General features: G+C 51.8%; 1 protein-coding gene and 3 pseudogenes. All 4 read left to right on the top strand.

Annotated features, from left to right (window positions below; translation table 11 throughout):
* The first annotated feature begins 9 nt into the window (after positions 1-9).
* Positions 10-10,998 carry an SDR family NAD(P)-dependent oxidoreductase gene (locus ACR32F_RS15820; protein ID WP_440108566.1) on the top strand — a complete coding sequence of 3,663 codons (10,989 nt, stop codon included), beginning with the start codon at positions 10-12 and terminating at the stop codon, positions 10,996-10,998.
* A 19-nt stretch (positions 10,999-11,017) separates the two neighbouring features.
* A pseudogene (locus tag ACR32F_RS15825) lies at positions 11,018-15,949 on the top strand (SDR family NAD(P)-dependent oxidoreductase); the annotation flags it as partial.
* 207 nt (positions 15,950-16,156) lie between these two features.
* Positions 16,157-17,803: pseudogene (locus ACR32F_RS15830) on the top strand (type I polyketide synthase); the annotation flags it as partial.
* Between the two features lie 438 nt (positions 17,804-18,241).
* Positions 18,242-18,481: pseudogene (locus ACR32F_RS15835) on the top strand (acyl carrier protein); the annotation flags it as partial.
* Between the last annotated feature and the right edge of the window lie 99 nt (positions 18,482-18,580).

Below are 18,580 nucleotides of genomic sequence, written 5' to 3' on the forward strand. Positions count from 1 at the left end.
GTGATCGCTTTGGAAGACCAACTGTCCACATTGTATCGAAAGATTCAGCAAGGAAAGCTCAGCGATCAGCAAGCAGCGGAGCAGCTGCAAAGGCTGTTGTCCGAATCTGGAGAACAGGAGTCAAGCTTGAGAGAGACGCCCCATGAAGAGCGAGAGGACGATACCAGCGAAAAAGCTATTCGTTATGTCAAAAAAGTGTTGTCCTCTAGCCTTATGCTGCCGGAACGGCATATCGATGCACATGCGCCTCTGGAGAACTATGGCATTGATTCCGTGATGGTGATGAAATTGACGGATCAATTGGAACAGCAATTTGGTACGCTCTCCAAGACATTATTCTATGAATACCAAAATATAGCGGAGCTTGCCGGGTATTTCATAAGCCATCACCGGGAACGGCTGGAACAGCTCACAGGGGCACGGGCGAAGAGCAATTCAGCCGTGCAATCCCATCCTTCAGAGCTTGAGTCCAGCACAATTCGGAAGGCTGAAAGCCCGAATTCGTTCAATAAGCGGCAGCCGTCTGCTGGCTCGCGGAGAAGAATTCTAACAGCGGCAAGCGCAGGCGGAGAATCGATCAGCGAAGAGCATGTCCACAGTAAATCACTGGACATTGCCATCATTGGCATGTCTGGACGATATCCGAAGTCTAATAACCTTGAGCAGTTCTGGGAGAACCTGAAACATGGGAAGGACTGCATCACCGAAATACCGGAAGATCGCTGGGACTACCGGATTCATACCGAGATGAATGCGAGCAAAGCAAAACATTCTGGGAAATGGGGCGGATTTTTGGATGGAGTGGATCGTTTTGATCCACTCTTTTTTCAGATTTCTCCGAAGGAAGCTGAACGAATTGATCCACAGGAACGATTGTTTCTGGAATGTGTGTACGAAACGCTTCAGGATGCGGGATATACCCGCGAACAGGCCGCAGGTCCAGATGCCTCCCCGGATCAGATGGGAAATGTCGGTGTGTTCGCAGGAGTCATGTATCAGGAGTATCAGCTGTATGGCGCGGAAGCCAGGATTGCGGGTAGAGAGCCATTTGCATTAAACGGCAATCCGGCTTCCATTGCCAATCGTGTCTCGTACTTTTGTAATTTTCATGGGCCCAGCATGGTGGTAGATACCATGTGTTCCTCATCACTCACAGCCATTCATCTGGCCTGTCAGAGTCTGAGTAAAAAAGAATGCCGAACCGCAATTGCCGGAGGTGTCAATGTATCTGTTCACCCCAATAAATATGTGATGTTAACACAGGGACAATTCCTGTCTTCGAAAGGTCGCTGCGAAAGCTTCGGTGAAGGCGGTGACGGTTACGTCCCCGGAGAAGGTGTAGGGGCTGTGATGCTCAAACCTTTAAGCCGTGCCATAGCCGACGGCGATCATATCTATGGCGTCATTAAAGGAACTGCCGTTAACCACGGCGGCAAAACGAACGGTTATACGGTTCCCAATCCTGCCAGACAGGCGGAGGTCATTGAAACAGCCGTTGCCGAGGCCGGAATCGACATTACGGACATCAGCTATATCGAAGCTCATGGGACAGGCACCTCACTGGGAGATCCCATCGAAATTACAGGGTTAACCCAGGCATTTAGGAAAGGAAAAGCAACGAACAGCAAATGTGCCATTGGCTCAGCCAAATCGAATATTGGGCATTGCGAAAGTGCAGCAGGCATTGCAGGACTGACCAAGGTCCTTTTGCAGATGCAGCATCGGCAGCTGGTTCCTTCCATTCATGCGGACCCGCCTAATCCACACATTCAGTTCGACAAGACACCTTTTGCGGTGCAGAAGCAATTAAGTGACTGGGACAGAATAACGATTGATTCAGGAGACTCTACACGGGAAATCCCGCGGATTGCGGGAATTTCCTCATTTGGTGCTGGGGGTTCCAATGCCCACATCATTGTGCAGGAGTATTGTCACGAGCAGTCAGATATGTTGCTGGCTGAGCAGGATAAACCAGCTAAACAGCAGGCACTTATCGTTTTGTCGGCCCGGAATGAAGAGCAGCTTCATGAATTGTGTGAACGCATGCTGACGGCTCTGCGATCCAATCGATATCAAGAGGAACAACTGGCGAACATCGCTTATACGCTGCAAACCGGACGTGAGATGATGAACATGCGTCTTGGCATCGTGACAGGTTCGCTACAGGAACTTAGGTCGAAACTGGAAAGCTACTGTTCGGGGGACCCGGATTCGGACAACATGTATGTGGGATATGCAGGTGATGCACAACAGCCGCTATCCATACTGTCAACCGATGCAGACATGAGCCATACCCTAATGAAGTGGATTACCAAACGCAAGTTCGGAAAATTGCTGGAGTTTTGGGTGAAAGGCCTGAATGTGGACTGGAACTTGCTCCATAACGGATTCAGGCACTGCAAGATCAGCCTGCCTACGTATCCGTTTGCCAAAGAACGGTATTGGGTACCTGGTGAACCTTCTGCTGAGTTCCAGATGAATGAGCATTCTTCCCATAACGGATACTCCGGTCATATTCCATTTATTCATCCACTACTTCATGAGAATAAGTCTAACTTGTCTGAGCAAAAATACGTGACGGTTCTGACCGGCCAGGAATTTTACCTGAATGATCATCGGATCGGGCAAGAGCGGATTCTACCCGGTGCGGCTTACCTTGAAATGGCGCAAGCTGCAGTCAGCGATGCTCTCGGCGATCAAAAGGGAGAGCATGCAGCGGTTACCCTGCAAAACCATGTGTGGATGCGTCCTCTTATTGTCAGGGAGACTCCGGTGCCTCTGCATATTCGATTACATGCCTCATTGGAGGATCAGCCTATTCAATATGAAATGTACAGTGAGATGTCTGCGGATGGACCGGGCGAAAATAGGGTGCACAGCAGCGGTTATGCCAGCATCGTTTCACTGGAACCCGAGCTTGTCGCAGCAATGGCAATTGATCCGGGCGAGATAAAGGCGCGCTGCAACACCAAGCGCTTTACTGCGGATCAATGCTACCGAATTTACGAACAAGGTGGTCTCAACTACGGACCCGCTCATCGGATGTTGGTTGAGTTACACGTGGGAGAAGGCGAGGTGTTAGGACAGATTCGCCTGCCTTCTGTTCTGAAGCACGAAATGCAATCCTATGTACTGCATCCCGCCATCCTGGACGGGGCATTGCAATCCGCGATCGGGCTGTGGATGGAGGACAAGGAGCTGGAAAACGCAAATTCTATGCTGCCCATTCCCTATGCCATGGATGAACTTCAGGTTCTGGGCTCCTTCACTGAAGAAATGTGGGCTCATGTGCGTTACAGCTCTGATTCTGCTTCATCCGCTGCGGATGCCATGCCTAAGCTGGATATTGATTTGTTCTCCAGTACAGGTGCTCCATGTGTTCTTATTCAGGGACTTAGTTGCAGAGCCTTGAACAACGGTACAGTCCCGGGGGCTGAGCAGCATGGGCGAGCAACGGCCATGTTGGTGCCTCGTTGGGAAGAAAATGCCGATGTCCGAAATGAGTGGGGCCACCCTTATGACAGGCATATCGTAATGCTGGCTGAACCTTGGACCGAACTGGCGGAGGAAATAAAGGAAAGACTGAAGCGAGAGCAAATGCTAACCGAGATCGTAGCGCTTGGATCTGAAAAGGTTGCTGACATTCACAACGTTGGTGCAAGCTCCAAACGTTTTGCGTATGCTTCAACCCAGGTACTCCACGTACTTCAACAACTGGTGAGCAGTCCATCCAACGCTGAGAATGTGCTTATTCAGCTGCTGTACAGCCGTGAAGATCATTTTCAGCTGTACAGCGGATTAACAGGATTGCTGCGAACGGCGGCACTGGAAAATCCCCGGATCCATGTTCAGTTCATTGAAGATATGGGAGAGGGATATTCAGAATCGAAGAGGCGATCTCGGGAACCGCGTAATGCCAAGCGTGCTGTCGAACTAATTAAGCTCAACCGGGAGTCAGAGGATACATGCATCGGCTACCAAGGCGCACAGCGGCAAGTGCTTCACTGGAAAGCCCTCCATCTGCCTGCTGAGACAGATGTCATGCCTTGGAAGAATGGCGGGGTGTACCTTATTACAGGCGGTGCAGGTGGTCTGGGCCATATTTTTGCCCGTGAGATTGCCTCTAGGGTTGTCAACGCCACGCTGGTTTTGACAGGTAGATCGGACATATCAGCGAATCAGGAGCAAGCGTGGGAACCATTGAAAACAAACGGTACCACGATTATCTATCGCCAAGGGGATATATCCCGGGAAAAAGATACATCGGAGCTTGTTGCTTTTATTCAGCATAGCTTCGGCCGTCTGGATGGAATCATCCATAGCGCAGGTTTAACGGGAGATCAGTACATTTTGAACAAAACGAAAGCCGAAATGGAGAAGGTGCTGGCTCCGAAAGTTGCTGGCACCTTTCATCTGGATGAAGCAACCCGGGCGATGAAGCTGGACTTTTTTATCCTGTTCTCCTCCATGTCGGGTGTATATGGAAATCCAGGCCAATGCGATTACGCTGCAGCCAACGCGTATATGGGCAGCTATGCACAGTATCGTCATCAGTTAATGCTGGCCGGAAAACGGCAAGGAAGGACCCTGGCCATCCACTGGCCGTTATGGAAAGATGGCGGCATGCATTTAAGCCCTGTTGAAGAGAAGGGGTTATGGGAAAATACGGGAATGCGTCCACTGGATCTTGAAGCAGGTATTACGATACTCTACAGAGCTTTTCAGTCCACCGAATGTGAAATCATTGGGGTACAAGGGGACATTTCCAAGCTGATTTCCAGCCTGGAGGCACGTTGGAATATGAACCGTGCAATGCGGGATACCCCATTTGTTTCAGAAGCAGGTGCCATGTCTGTGTTGCAAGAATTGGCTGCGGAGTTGCTTGGTGTAGGGCCTGATGAGATTAGCCATGAAGCAGAATGGCTTGAATGCGGTCTGGACCAGCCTCAATTAACGCTCATGGCCCAAAGGTTGAACGAGCGATGTGGGCTGGATCTGAGTCATGTTCTGTTCGTGGAATATCCAACGCTGCAATCTGCTTCGGCATTTCTGAGCCAGCGATACCCGAACGCTTTCCCGTCAGCACCGTTAGTGCCTGAGAGCGAACCATTACCGCGTTCAAGCCAAACGAGCCTGCCAACGGATCGTTCGACGAAGCACGCGCAGACCACAGCAGCAGACAATATACTGGCGGAAGCATTGGATACTTTTCTGAAAAAGGCCTTGTCCGCGGTGCTCAAAGTGCCCGCAGATCAAATTGTGAGCCACGCCCGACTGGAAGAGTATGGTATAGACTCGATTAGCATTACTCAATTGACGGATCAGCTTGAAGATACATTCGGGCCGTTGTCCAAAACGCTGCTTTTTGAATATCAGACTCTCAAAGAGTTGAGAGGATATCTGATCAAGGCCCACCGCGATACTGTCAATCGCCTGATTTCCGTTCCTGCGCTGCCATATGAAGAACGTAAGGAACGTTCGGATAAGACTGCCCAATCCGGTCTGCCACACCCTCCATTTCGTGCATTTCAGCGTCCAGCTCAGCGTCCCTTGGGGCCAGCAGATGTTCTTGTGCGCTCACTTGCCAAGGATATCGCCATTATTGGCCTGGCCGGACGTTATCCCGAGGCGGACGACCTGGAACAATTTTGGGAAAACTTGATGCAAGGCAGGGACAGTGTCACCGAAATTCCTTTGGATCGCTGGGATTACAGGCTACATATGCACCATGCGGACCCTAATTCACCGAAGTCTGGCAGCAAGTGGGGAGGCTTCCTTCAGGGCGTGGATCGTTTTGATCCCTTGTTTTTCCATATCTCGCCGAGAGAAGCACAGATGATGGATCCGCAGGAGCGGCTGTTCCTGGAAACGGCGTATGATGCCATTGAGGATGCAGGGTATACACCGGAGGGTTTGGCTTCTGCAACCGGAGATACTTGGGGAAACAGGGTTGGCGTGTACGTCGGAGTCATGTACGAGGAATACCAGCTGTACGCTGCCCAGGCTCAGGCCAAGGGAGATTCCTCCATCGCTTTAAGTGGCAATCCGGCATCCATCGCCAACCGAATATCGTATTATTGCAATTTCAATGGGCCAAGCATGGCTGTTGATACGATGTGTTCCTCTTCCTTGACTGCGATTCATCTGGCCTGCCAGAGTCTTGTATTGAAGGAATGCGAGGTGGCGGTGGCGGGCGGTGTCAACGTATCGATTCATCCAAACAAGTATATTTTACTGAACCAAGGTGGCTTCCTTTCAAGCGAAGGCCGATGCAAAAGCTTTGGTGCACAAGGGGACGGCTATGTCCCTGGCGAGGGTGTCGGAGCAGTCATTCTCAAGCCGCTCAACAAGGCAATCGAAGACGGAGATCATATCTACGGGGTTATTAAAGGCAGTGCACTGAATCACGGCGGAAAAACGAATGGATATACCGTGCCCAATCCGGCGGCGCAGTCATGTGTCATAGGGAGAGCCATTGCTGAGGCGGACATCTCCGCCGACACCATTACCTATGTGGAGGCTCACGGCACAGGCACATCGCTTGGTGATCCGATTGAGGTTGCCGGTCTGAGCAAGGCATTTGCTGAGTCCACGGACCAGCAGCAGTTTTGCGCTCTCGGGTCGGTAAAATCCAACATCGGGCACGCCGAAAGTGCGGCGGGTATTGCCGGACTGACCAAAATTTTGCTTCAGCTGAAACATGGACAACTGGTGCCCTCTCTGCATTCAGACCCGGCCAATCCGCATATCGACTTTGCGCAGACCCCGTTTCGTGTACAGCGTGATGCAGAAGCGTGGGAGCCATTGCAGCGGATGGAAAACGGCAAGCCGGTCCAGATACCGCGCAGGGCGGGCTTGTCTTCTTTTGGAGCGGGCGGTTCCAATGCCCACCTGATCATTGAGGAAGCAGATTACCGTCCACATGAGAGGGTGACCTTCAACGAAGTAACAAGAGGAGGAGCTGTCATCATTGTGCTCTCGGCGCGAACCCGATCCGCTCTCAGGGAACGAGCCAGACGTTTGCTCACTGCTGTGGATGAGAAGCATCTCACCGGAGGAGCAGAGGAAGAGCCGGAACGTTTGCTGGAGCGCTTGGCATTTACGCTTCAGACCGGAAGACAGGAGATGGAAGAGCGCCTCGGATTCGTAGTGCGATCCGTTCAGGAGTTGAAGGAACGTCTTCAACTTTTCCTGGGAAATGAGAACGCGAACGAGGCAGTAGACGAAATGTACCTGGGTAATGTCAAGTCCTATCAGGCTGTGCAGGCGGCAATCGCCATGGATGAGCATTTTGGCGAAGTGGTGAGCCGTTGGTTGCATGAAGGGCTTTACGGAAAAGTGCTGGAGTTGTGGGTGAAAGGCATCAAAGCGGACTGGAGCGTTCTATACTCCACAGGACAGCCTCGTCGAATTAGTCTACCTGGCTATCCGTTTGAGCGCGAGCGCTGCTGGTTTGACTTGCCGAAAGAAGCCGTTATCCGGGAATACGTGGATGATCTTAACTCTGCTGCACCTGCAGGAATTCAGAAAGCAGCACCGGAGCGCCAAATGACTGCTTATCACAAAGACTGGCAACTTGCGGACATTGCACCCATCTCCGATGAAAGCGATTCTGTTGGAATGATTCTGATTCTTGCCAATCGGGATTCAGCAGCCCTTGCTGCGAGATTAACAGAACATTTTAAACATACGGTGGTTTTGAATGAAGAACAGTTGGATGATCCGGGACGCCATTGGCTGGAAGATGAGGAACGTTTGAAACATGGACTGACAGGCTTGATTGATCTGACAGCATGCATGAGGCAGAACACTGTTGATGATGCTTGCGAAGAACAGATCCGGCCGGGATGGCTGAAGCTTGTGCAGGAGGTCATTGAAGTCCATGGCCATGAAGGGATGCTGCTGCTATTGGTGACCTGTGGCCTGGAGTCGTTCCGCAATTCCAAAGTGAATCTGGCCCACGCCTCTCGTGCGGGTCTGTTCCGCATGCTGCAATCCGAATACCGAAGCATCCAATCCAGACATCTGGATGTGGATCCGTCAGCATCGGAAGAGGCGAAGATCGAATGCATTACAACAGAGTTCCGGCAAACAGATCGGGAACCGGAGATATGCTACCGTGACGGTAAACGCTGGCGTTCCTACATGCGTGAGATGCCTAATGGGGCGGGTATGAACAAAGATGTTACGGAATCTTCAATCGATCCGGAACGACCGATTCTGGAAGCAAATCAGGTGTTGTGGATTACCGGAGGTACCCGCGGCCTTGGAATGGCATGTGCCCGCCATTTTGTGAAGCATCACAACGTGAAGCGGCTGGTGTTGACTGGACGGGAAGCCATCCCACAGCGGGAGGAATGGGACACATACGCAAGCCATGACACTGCGACAGGCACCAAAATCAGATCCCTGTTGGAACTCGAACAACTGGGGGCCGAGGTGCTTGTTACGGATATCCCTCTTACGGAGGAGAACGCCATTCAGGCAGAACTGGCCAGAGTTAAGCGCTCAATGGGTCCTGTTGGAGGGGTTATTCATTGTGCAGGCAACGTGGATAATGCCAATCCGGCTTTTATTCGCAAGCAGGCGGATGCCATGCAGCGGGTGCTTGATCCAAAAACAGGCGGTGTGCATGCGTTGTTTCATGCGTTCAGGCATGAGCCACTGCGCTTCTTTGTGCTGTTTTCCTCCGTGTCCTCAGCGAGACCTTCGCTGGGAGCAGGGCAGAGCGATTATGCGATGGCTAACGCCTATATGGACTATTTTGCCGAAGCCGCATCCCGGGAAAGTGCGATCTCTCCATTCCCGGTCATCAGCATCCAGTGGCCAAGCTGGCAGGAATCTGGCTTTGGTGCGGTCACTAGCGAAGCATATCGCCAGAGCGGCCTTCTCAGCATCACCGATGCGGAAGGATTGTTATGGCTGGATCGGATTATTCGGGAAAACAGGGGACCTGTTATTCAGCCGGCTGTAGTTGCATCGCAAGCCGTTCACAAAAGAGAGCATCAGGCAGAGGCATCGTTAGGCGATGGACAGCAGGTATCCATTCCGTTAATTCCACGCCAGGTGGAGCGGATAACCACAAGCTTCACGGAGGAGATGGAGAACAGGACACTGGCGTGGCTCAAGGCTTTGATGGCGAAAGAACTGAGATTGGATGAATCCCGGCTGGATGAAGATACTCCTTTTCAGCACTATGGAATGGATTCGATCCTGCTTGTCCAGGTTCTGACGGTCATGGACCGAGAGCTACAGCATGTTGCTACAGACCCTTCGCTGCTGCTTGAACATCCAACACTGCGCCAATTGGCAAAACATCTGGTTCGGATCTATCCCGAATCTTTGGCTGATCTGTTGGTGCAACCCAACTCCAAGCTGGCGGAAAATTCGACTGGAACGCATTCCGATGTTCGTTCAATGACTTCCATTCCTGTGCAACATGCTGAACCAGATATGGATGGTCGCACCGGACTGAACGAATTGAATGATCCTGTGGATGAAGCATACGAAAAACCAGTGGAGCTGGAGCAAACCAAGAAACGGGATAAAATCGCGATTGTAGGCGTTGCCTGTCATTTTCCTGATGCCGAGAATCCGGCGCAATTCTGGTCCAATCTGCAAAAGGGCAAAGATAGCATGACCGAGCTCCCGGCGGATCGCTTGAGGTTGACAGGCAACAGCAGCCCCAATAGGACTTCCGCTTCCAGCAAGCGCATTGGGGCATTCATTCGGGACATTGAGCAGTTTGATCCCGAATTTTTCCGAATTACGGATACGCTGGCAGAACAGCTTGATCCGCTCCAGCGCCAACTGCTGGAAGTGAGCGTGGAGGCCGCCGCAGACGCAGGATACAGCCGGGAACGTTTATGGAATTCGCAGACCGGCGTGTTTGTCGGCTCCAGAGCGAGCAACTTTTCGTCCAAGCTGGGCGGCAGCACCAAAGATACGATCGTCGGCATCGGCCAAAACTTTATCGCTGCACATCTGTCCCATTTTTATAATCTGAAAGGCCCCAACATGGTGGTGGATACCGCTTGCTCCAGTTCACTTACCGCAGTTCATCTTGCTGTACGAAGTCTGCTGGATGGGGAATGCGATCTCGCTTTTGCGGGCGGTGTGGACATTCTGCTTGATGATGCGCCCTACGAGATGCTTGGAGCTGCCAGCGTATTATCCCCGGATTCTCGCTGCAAAACGTTCAGTGCGGACGCAAACGGCATCGGGCTGGGTGAAGGTTGCGGCGTTGTATTACTTAAACTGCTGTCAACAGCCATCGCCGATCAGGACGCGATCTATGGGGTCATCGATGGTACCTCCATCAACAATGACGGTCAAACGATGGGCATTACCACACCTAACCCGGAAGCCCAGCAGGAATTACTGGAAAAAGCGATTTCAAATGCAGGCATTCATCCTTCCACCATCAGCTATATCGAGACACATGGAACAGGGACACTAATTGGTGATCCCATTGAACTTAAGGCCTTGACAGGTGTTTTTGCAAAATATACAAATCAGCGCCAGTTTTGCGGCGTAGGCAGTGTCAAAAGCAATATCGGGCATCTGCTGAGCGCATCGGGCATTGCCAGCCTGATCAAGGTGCTGCTCTCGCTTGCTCACCGCGAGCTTCCGCCGACGATTCACTGCGACCAGCCCAATCCGCGGTTCCAGTTCGGGGAATCTCCTTTTTATATCGTGCAGCAGCACCAGCCGTGGGGAAGTGGTTCAAGCGACACACTGCGGGCAGGCATTAGTGCATTCGGACTTGGAGGCAACAACGCACACGTTATTGTCAGCAATGAAGGCATTCCTGCCGAACGTATGGTGAGCCTGCCGCTTCGTTTCCCTGATTCACCTTTTCAACGCAAGTATTGCTGGCCACCCGTCAAGATAACGGAATCGGTAGAGGCATCGTCCATTGTTTCAGCTGCGTTGCCGATGCAACAGCTTCCGGAACAGTCGGAGCATTCGAGCTTTTTTGATTTCATCAAGCTATGAGAAGGGAGTGACGCGGATCATGACATTGCCTGCAACCGAATCATTTTTACAGCGATTGCGCCACAGCGACTATTTCGTGAGGGATCATCGTGTTCACGGCGTCTGCACCCTTCCGGGTGTGGTGCTGCTGGATATGGTGTACCGACTGAGCGGGAGCCATCTGCGTACAACCTCCATTGAACTTCGGGATATCGTGTTTACACAGCCGATTGTCACTTCGACGGATTTTGATGTGGATATCATGCTGACATTGTCCATGAAGATGGATGAGGGTCAGGGTCAGGTCACCATTCATAGCCGTAAAGTACCAAAAGACGGTGAGCCACCTCCACCTGATGTGCTGAATATGGAATGCAAGCTGTATTTGCTCAGCGGGAAGGGGCTTGTACAACCTGCACAGCATACACACCCGCTGCCATCCAAAGACACGGACGGGCTCCAGACGTGGGATATGGATCAGATCTATCAGCTCGCCCGACAGGCGGATATACAGCATTTTTCCTTTATGAAAAACCACGGAGATGTTTACAGACAAGACCAAATGGAGTGGATGGATATCCGGCTGAGCAGCCTGGCCGAGCAGTATCTGGACAAGTTTCACGCTCATGTGGCCCTGCTGGACGGGGCGACCTTTGCCGGGTCGTCCTTCCGCCTGGGGAATGTCGGCGATCTGGATGCTGAAGTTCCGCCATACATTCCGTTCATGATTGAACGATTTGTTATATACGACCGTTTTCCAGCCGAGATTCGCACCTTTACCGAACAAACACCAAGTGATCTTTCCGGTGGGGACATCATCTCCCGCAGCATTTCTGTTACGGATCGGGAGGGCAGGTTGCTTGCGGAGTTTGTGCATTTGAAGGCAAAGCGAGTTCGCCATGCCGCATCCATTACCGGACTGACAAACACGATAACCAATGGACGCAACGACAAACCAACTTCTGAAGCGGCAATAGCCGGAAGTTTCGAATGGGCAAAGACAACTGTAATGTCTACGGCCTCCCAAGATCAGATCCGAACCACGATTTCGACTTATGTGAAAGTTGAAATCGCACGCATGCTGCACATTTTACCTGAGGCAGTGGATGAGCGTGCAGGCTTCTATGAGCAGGGGCTAGATTCCATGCATCTGCTTGAGCTGGTGAAACGGCTGGAAAACCGGGTGAACATGGCGCTTTATCCAACGCTGCTGTTTGAGCACTCTTCCGTGCAGGCGTTGACCGAATACCTGCACACACATTGTTCCGACGCCTGGAATGAGGCAGCAGCGGTGTCGGAAAGTGTGAACTTGATTACAGTTTCATCCCAAGGTAGCCATTCGACCGATGAACAACCTGCAACGCATTCGGAAATACCGGCAACAACCAGAGAAATCGAGGGGAATGGAGAACCTGTGTGTTATGAGCCTAAATGGATTGAAACCCTGGAGATCCATGAGGCTGAATCTGCCCGACACACGATAGCGGATGGAAAAGAGCTGCAGTCCGATCACACCCCGTACCGGATAGTTGTTCTCTATGGCAACTATCCGGATCTTGCTGCCAGGATGGAGCTTCAGTCTGACATATACGAGGTTCATCAATTGCCTGATCATTCGTCCATGGACGCTGATCTGTACCGCCAGAAGGTAACCGCGTTATACGGAATGATCCAGGCAAAAGCAATTCACCCGAATGCGGGCAGACGAATAGTTCTTCAAGTGCTGTCAGATTCCCGTGACACGGGAGGATACATTCACGGGTTTGAAGGGCTGGTAAAGACGGCCGCTATGGAGCTTCCAGACTTTGGGGCTCAATTAATCAGAATGGATCTGCATGAAAGCTCCATGGATGAGACGTTGATTCGTCGACTTCGATTCGAAGCCGAAAACATCCCGTCAGGGTCCGCTGTCTCCATATGGTACAAAGGGGACTCCCTTCAGCGACATGTTCGCAAGCTGGTGGAGATACCTGTTCCAGGGGCCCCTACGAAAAAACGCTATAAGCCTGGCGGAGTCTATCTTATTACCGGCGGTATGGGCGGGCTGGGGTATGCGCTGGCCGTTCATCTTTCCCGTCAATGCAGATGCAAGCTAGTTCTTGTCGGACGTTCTCCGCTGAATGAACGCATTCAGAGCAAACTGAATCCGCTGCGCATCAACGGTGCAGAAGCCATGTATATTCAGGCCGATACGACCAATCAGGCCGAGCTGGAGCAGGCTGTCCTGCAGATTCGGGATCAGTATGGCGGAATCACGGGGGTATTTCACTGTGCAGGAGCTGCCAAAGACCAGTTAATGCTGCAAAAGCCTTTGTCCGACCTGGAGCAGGTGTTGAAGCCCAAAATGGACGGATTCTGGAATCTGGAGCAAGCCTTAAATGATCTTAGGCCAGAGTTCACGGTTGCGTTTTCCTCCCTGTCAGCCATTGTAGGTAACAAAGGGCAGGCTGATTATGCTGTGGCCAACAGCTGCATGGACAGACTTTTGTTGAATCATCAGGAGAGAGATGGAACAAAAGGGGCAATTCCACGCCAGTTTACAATTAACTGGCCGTTATGGGCAGATGGCGGCATGCAAGTGAATGATCATATTCGCAGCAGTATGTATACGTCCTCAGGTTCAATGCCGCTGCCACTGGCTGAGGGGATGGCGCTTATCGACCGGATTATTGCTCAGGATGTTTCGCAGATCGTACTTGTATACGGAAATAAATCCCGGATTCAGTCCGTTATGGGAGACGACATGGCCATTCATTTTCCCCCGCCATCTGATCCGGAAGATATTGCAGTCATTGGCATGGCGGGAAGGTATCCCTCGGCGAACAACATGGACGAATTGGCCCGGATTTTGAAGGAGGGACGAGATTGTATCACGCCCATGCCGGATGAACGCTGGGCGGGGCTGCATCTTCCATATTCCGCTTCTGAATATTACCCGGCTGGCGGATTTCTGGACATGATCGATGACTTTGACCCGGCCTTCTTTCAAATTTCGCCGCTTCAAGCCGAGAGGATGGACCCACAGGCACGCCTGTTCTTGCAGGCGGCCTGGACAGCCTGTGAGGATGCAGGCTTTGCTATTGAACGTGACAAGCATCATGATGCATCAGCAGCCAAGCGGAATGTCGGTGTATTTGCTGGCGTGTTCTGGAACCATTATGAGCTGCTTGGCGCAGCCATGACGCAGCAAGGCACTCCTACGGCCATGGGCAGCAACGCTTCAGCCATCGCCAATCTGGTTTCTTACCACCTGAATTTCCATGGACCATCCATCGCTGTAGACAGCATGTGCTCTTCCTCACTGACAGCGATACATTTGGCCTGCGAGAGCATTCGACATGGACAGAGCCAGTATGCCATAGCAGGGGGTGTGAATCTGGTCACCCATCCCCATAAGTATGTATTCCTGAAACAGGCCAAGTTTCTGTCATCGGACGGAAAATGTCGCAGTTTTGGCAAGGATGGGGACGGCTATGTGCCAAGTGAAGGGGTAGGCGCTGTCCTGCTCACAACGGTGGCTGAAGCCCGCAAGCAAGGTTATCCGGTCTATGGTGTCATTAAGGGCTCGGCTCTGAATCATGCTGGCAAAACGTCCGGAACGACGGTGCCAGATCCAGTGGCCCAATCAGAAGTCATTGCAGATGCACTCGCGGCAGCAGGTGTCGAGCCAGGAACCATCGGATATATCGAAGCCCACGGAACCGGGACGTCACTGGGTGATCCCATTGAAATTCAGGGGCTGGAGCGAGCCTTTCGAAACAGCAGCAATCCGGGCCGAAACTGTGCTGTCGGTTCCCTGAAGTCCAACATTGGACATCTGGAGGCAGCGGCAGGCGTCGCCGGGCTAACCAAGCTTATCCTGCAAATCAAGCACAGGGAGCTGTTTCCTTCGCTGCATGCCAAAGAGCTGAACCCGCTCATTCCGTTTGAGAACACCTGCTTCCACGTGCAGCAGACGACCGAGCGCTGGGAGCGCCGTCATGGACAACAAAATGGGCGCTACGCGGAGTGGCCTGTTCGTGCCGGGTTGAGCTCTTTTGGCGCAAGCGGAAGCAATGCACACCTGATCGTGGAGGAATATATTCCAACTGTAGCCTCATGGACAGATCGTTCTGCTTTAGATGCGGATTCCAATGGAGCGGAAGCTTCAGGGGATGGTGAAGTGGTTCTTCCGCTCTCGGCCAGAACACAGGAGAGATTGATGGAATACGCTCGCCAGGTTCGTCTTTATTTGGAGAACGGTGGTCTGTCTGAACGCCTGATCGACATCGCCTACACGTTTCAGGTTGGAAGAACGGACATGAAATACAGGATTGCTTGGACGGGCAGCAGCCACAGTGAACTGGTGGAACAGATCGATCAGTTCCTGAAAGGCCAGTCATCATTACAACAACATTCCAGTGAAAAATCAGATGAAATGACTTTGCTGGAAAATTGTCCTTCGTCGCAGGAGAGGCTTCATCAATGGGCTGCATTGTGGGAGCAGGGACAGGGGATAGACTGGACAACTTTGTATGACGATCTTCAGACAAAACCGACCATTGTTCGTGTGCCAATGTATCCTTTTGCCAGAAATCGTTACTGGATTCAGGCTGAAGATCACTCACTCGGAGAGACAAAGAAAGAGAAGGAGAAGAAAGGATTGCAATTGAATCGTGCGGAAACATCCTCTTCTGAAGTTGAAGTCGCGGACATCGTCCAGCATATGGATGAAACATCGGACCCGGTTACGGGATCTGCTATGGCGTCTTCGTTTCAGGAAGATCCGCGGGAAGATCAGGTTCTATCCTTATTATCCCAAACGGTATCCTCTCTGTTGAAAGTCAGTATCTACGATCTGGACAGTGATGCAGAATGGGCAGAATACGGTTTTGATTCCATTCTGTTCACAGAGCTTGCGGATCGGTTGAACCACGACCATGGATTGGGTTTGACACCCGCTATCTTTTTCGAGTATGCCACTATTCGCGAGTTAGCGGTTCATTTGCTGCAAAATCATACGGATAAGTGGACACAGCTTGCTGCCACCAGAACGGTCTCTCAACCCGAATCGCTGAATGTGATGTCTCATTCTGTGCCAGGGGCATCAAGAAGGGAAGAACCGCTGCAAACTTCACTGCGGTCGACCACTTTAGAAGAAGAGAAACATGCCTCTGCCCGTTCCAATGCAGGTACAGGCAGCAAGCTTGATTCTCGTTCAGACCAGTTGTCTTCCGCCGAGCCGATAGCCATTGTGGGCATTAGCGCCAAGTTTCCGATGGCCGATAATGCGGAGCAGTTTTGGCACAATCTGCTTGATGGCAAAGACTGCATTTCGGAAGTTCCGGAGGAACGTTGGCGCTGGCAGGATTATATGGGAGATCCGCTTAGAGAGAATGGCAAAACCAACGTAAAACATGCGGGATTTATGAGCGGAATCAGTGAGTTCGATCCACTGTTTTTTGGCATTTCTCCCAAGGAAGCCATGCACATGGACCCACAACAGCGCTTGCTGATGATGCATGTGTGGAAAGTGATTGAAGATGCGGGCTATGCACCGTCAGACCTGTCAGGTTCGGCCATGGGACTGTTCATTGGTACAGGCAGCAGTGGATATAATGTCATGCTGGCCCAGTCGAATGAAGCGGTCGAGGCTTACTCCGTCACAGCCACCGTTCCTTCAGTCGGCCCTAATCGGATGAGCTACACACTGAACATACACGGTCCTAGCCAGCCTGTCGAAACGTCCTGCTCCAGCTCCCTGGTCGCCATTCATCGGGCCGTTCAAGCCATTCGAAATGGGGATTGCGAGACGGCTGTAGCCGGTGGTGTAAATACGATTCTGTCCGTGGATGCTCATATCAGTCTGACCAAAGCGGGCATGCTTAGCGCGGACGGGCGTTGCAAAACCTTTTCAAGCGAGGCAAACGGTTACGGCCGTGGCGAAGGGGTTGGAATGATTTTTCTGAAGAAATTGAGTGATGCTCAGCGCGACCATGACCACATTTACGGCTTGATCCGCGGTAGCGGGGAAAATCACGGTGGAAGGGCAGGTTCACTTACTGCTCCCAACCCTAAGGCACAAACAGCGCTGCTGAATTCCGTGTATGCTCGGGCGGGAATTGATCCTTCCACCATAAATTATATTGAAGCGCATGGCACAGGCACACCGCTTGGTGATCCAATTGAGATCAATGCGCTCAAGACAGCATTTCAGGAGACGAGGGCAGACTTATCGCCCGCAAGACGTCCTTCCACTCCAGGGCAGTCAACCGCATACTGTGGCGTCGGCTCTGTCAAAACAAATATCGGTCATCTGGAGCTTGCTTCAGGCATTGCTGGAATAATTAAAGTGTTATTGCAGATGAAACACCGCAAGCTTGTTCCCAGCCTGCATGCAGAGCAGCTCAGCCCGTATATCCAGCTTGAGCACAGCCCGTTCTACATTGTCAGACAGACGCAGGAATGGGAGAGACTCAAAGACGGCAATGGCAGCGAAATTCCTCGTAGGGCAGGAGTAAGCTCCTTTGGTTTTGGGGGTTCGAATGCCCACGTTATTCTGGAGGAATATATACCACCACGACAGCATGATGAGGTGACCGTTTCTGAATCCGAGTTGGCTCCTGTAGCAATCGTGCTGTCGGCCAAAAGCAAGGAGCGGCTCAGGGAACAGATGATCCAGCTGTCGGCTGCCCTGCTTCGCAATGAGGAGGAGGAGGAGGATACTTCTCAACAGCTTCGCCGCATTGCCTGTACACTTCAGACAGGAAGACAAGCGATGGAATACCGTGCAGGCTTCATAGCCGCATCGATTACAGAGCTTAAATCCTTGCTGGACGGCTATGTTCAGGAAGCGCACCTGTGGACCGATTCGGATGATTCCGTAAATTCGCAGCGATTATCAGAATCTGCGAAAGGTCACAAGCTCCATCTTGGCTCCATTGCTGCTCACAAACGGACGGCAGCACTGTTCAGAGAGGATAAAGAACTCGGCGAAGCGCTGCAAAAATGGATTATACGTCGCAAATACCATAAACTGCTTGAACTGTGGGTGCAGGGCGTAGAGATTCAGTGGGAGCTGTTATATACAGAGGATCGTCCAGAGCGGATATCCCTTCCAACCTATCCGTTTGCACCCGAGAAATACTGGGTTGGAATGAAGAGTACTGGGACGGAAGATTCATTCGAAGCAAGTAACGAAGAAATTGAAACCGTACCCGTTGCCAAAGCTGAAGCTATCGGATCAACAGCGCCGAATCCTTCGGTTGAAAATGAGGTCAGAAGTATCATGGCTGCTCTGCTGGGGATCCCCCCAGACGACATGGACGAACATCGTTCGCTGGAAGATTACGGAATGGACTCTGTACTGGCGCTTCAGCTTCTTCATCATCTCCAGGCCCGGATTTCCTCTGAAATTGGTATGGAGGATCTGAATCAATGCCATACCTTGCAGGACGTCATCAGCGTTTCCCTGAACCCAACGCATCCAGAAGATCAGAGGAGACTGGTACCGGACACCCCCTGATGAGTACCAAGTCGAATAAAGTTCCAGCGAGAAAGTCCCGGCGAGGAAATGCATGTAATCCATACTTGCCAATATAAAAAGCGAGAAGAAGGAGCGGAT

It is taken from the genome of Paenibacillus hebaui (genome assembly GCF_051934385.1).
In the GTDB taxonomy this organism is placed as follows: Bacteria; Bacillota; Bacilli; order Paenibacillales; family Paenibacillaceae; genus Paenibacillus.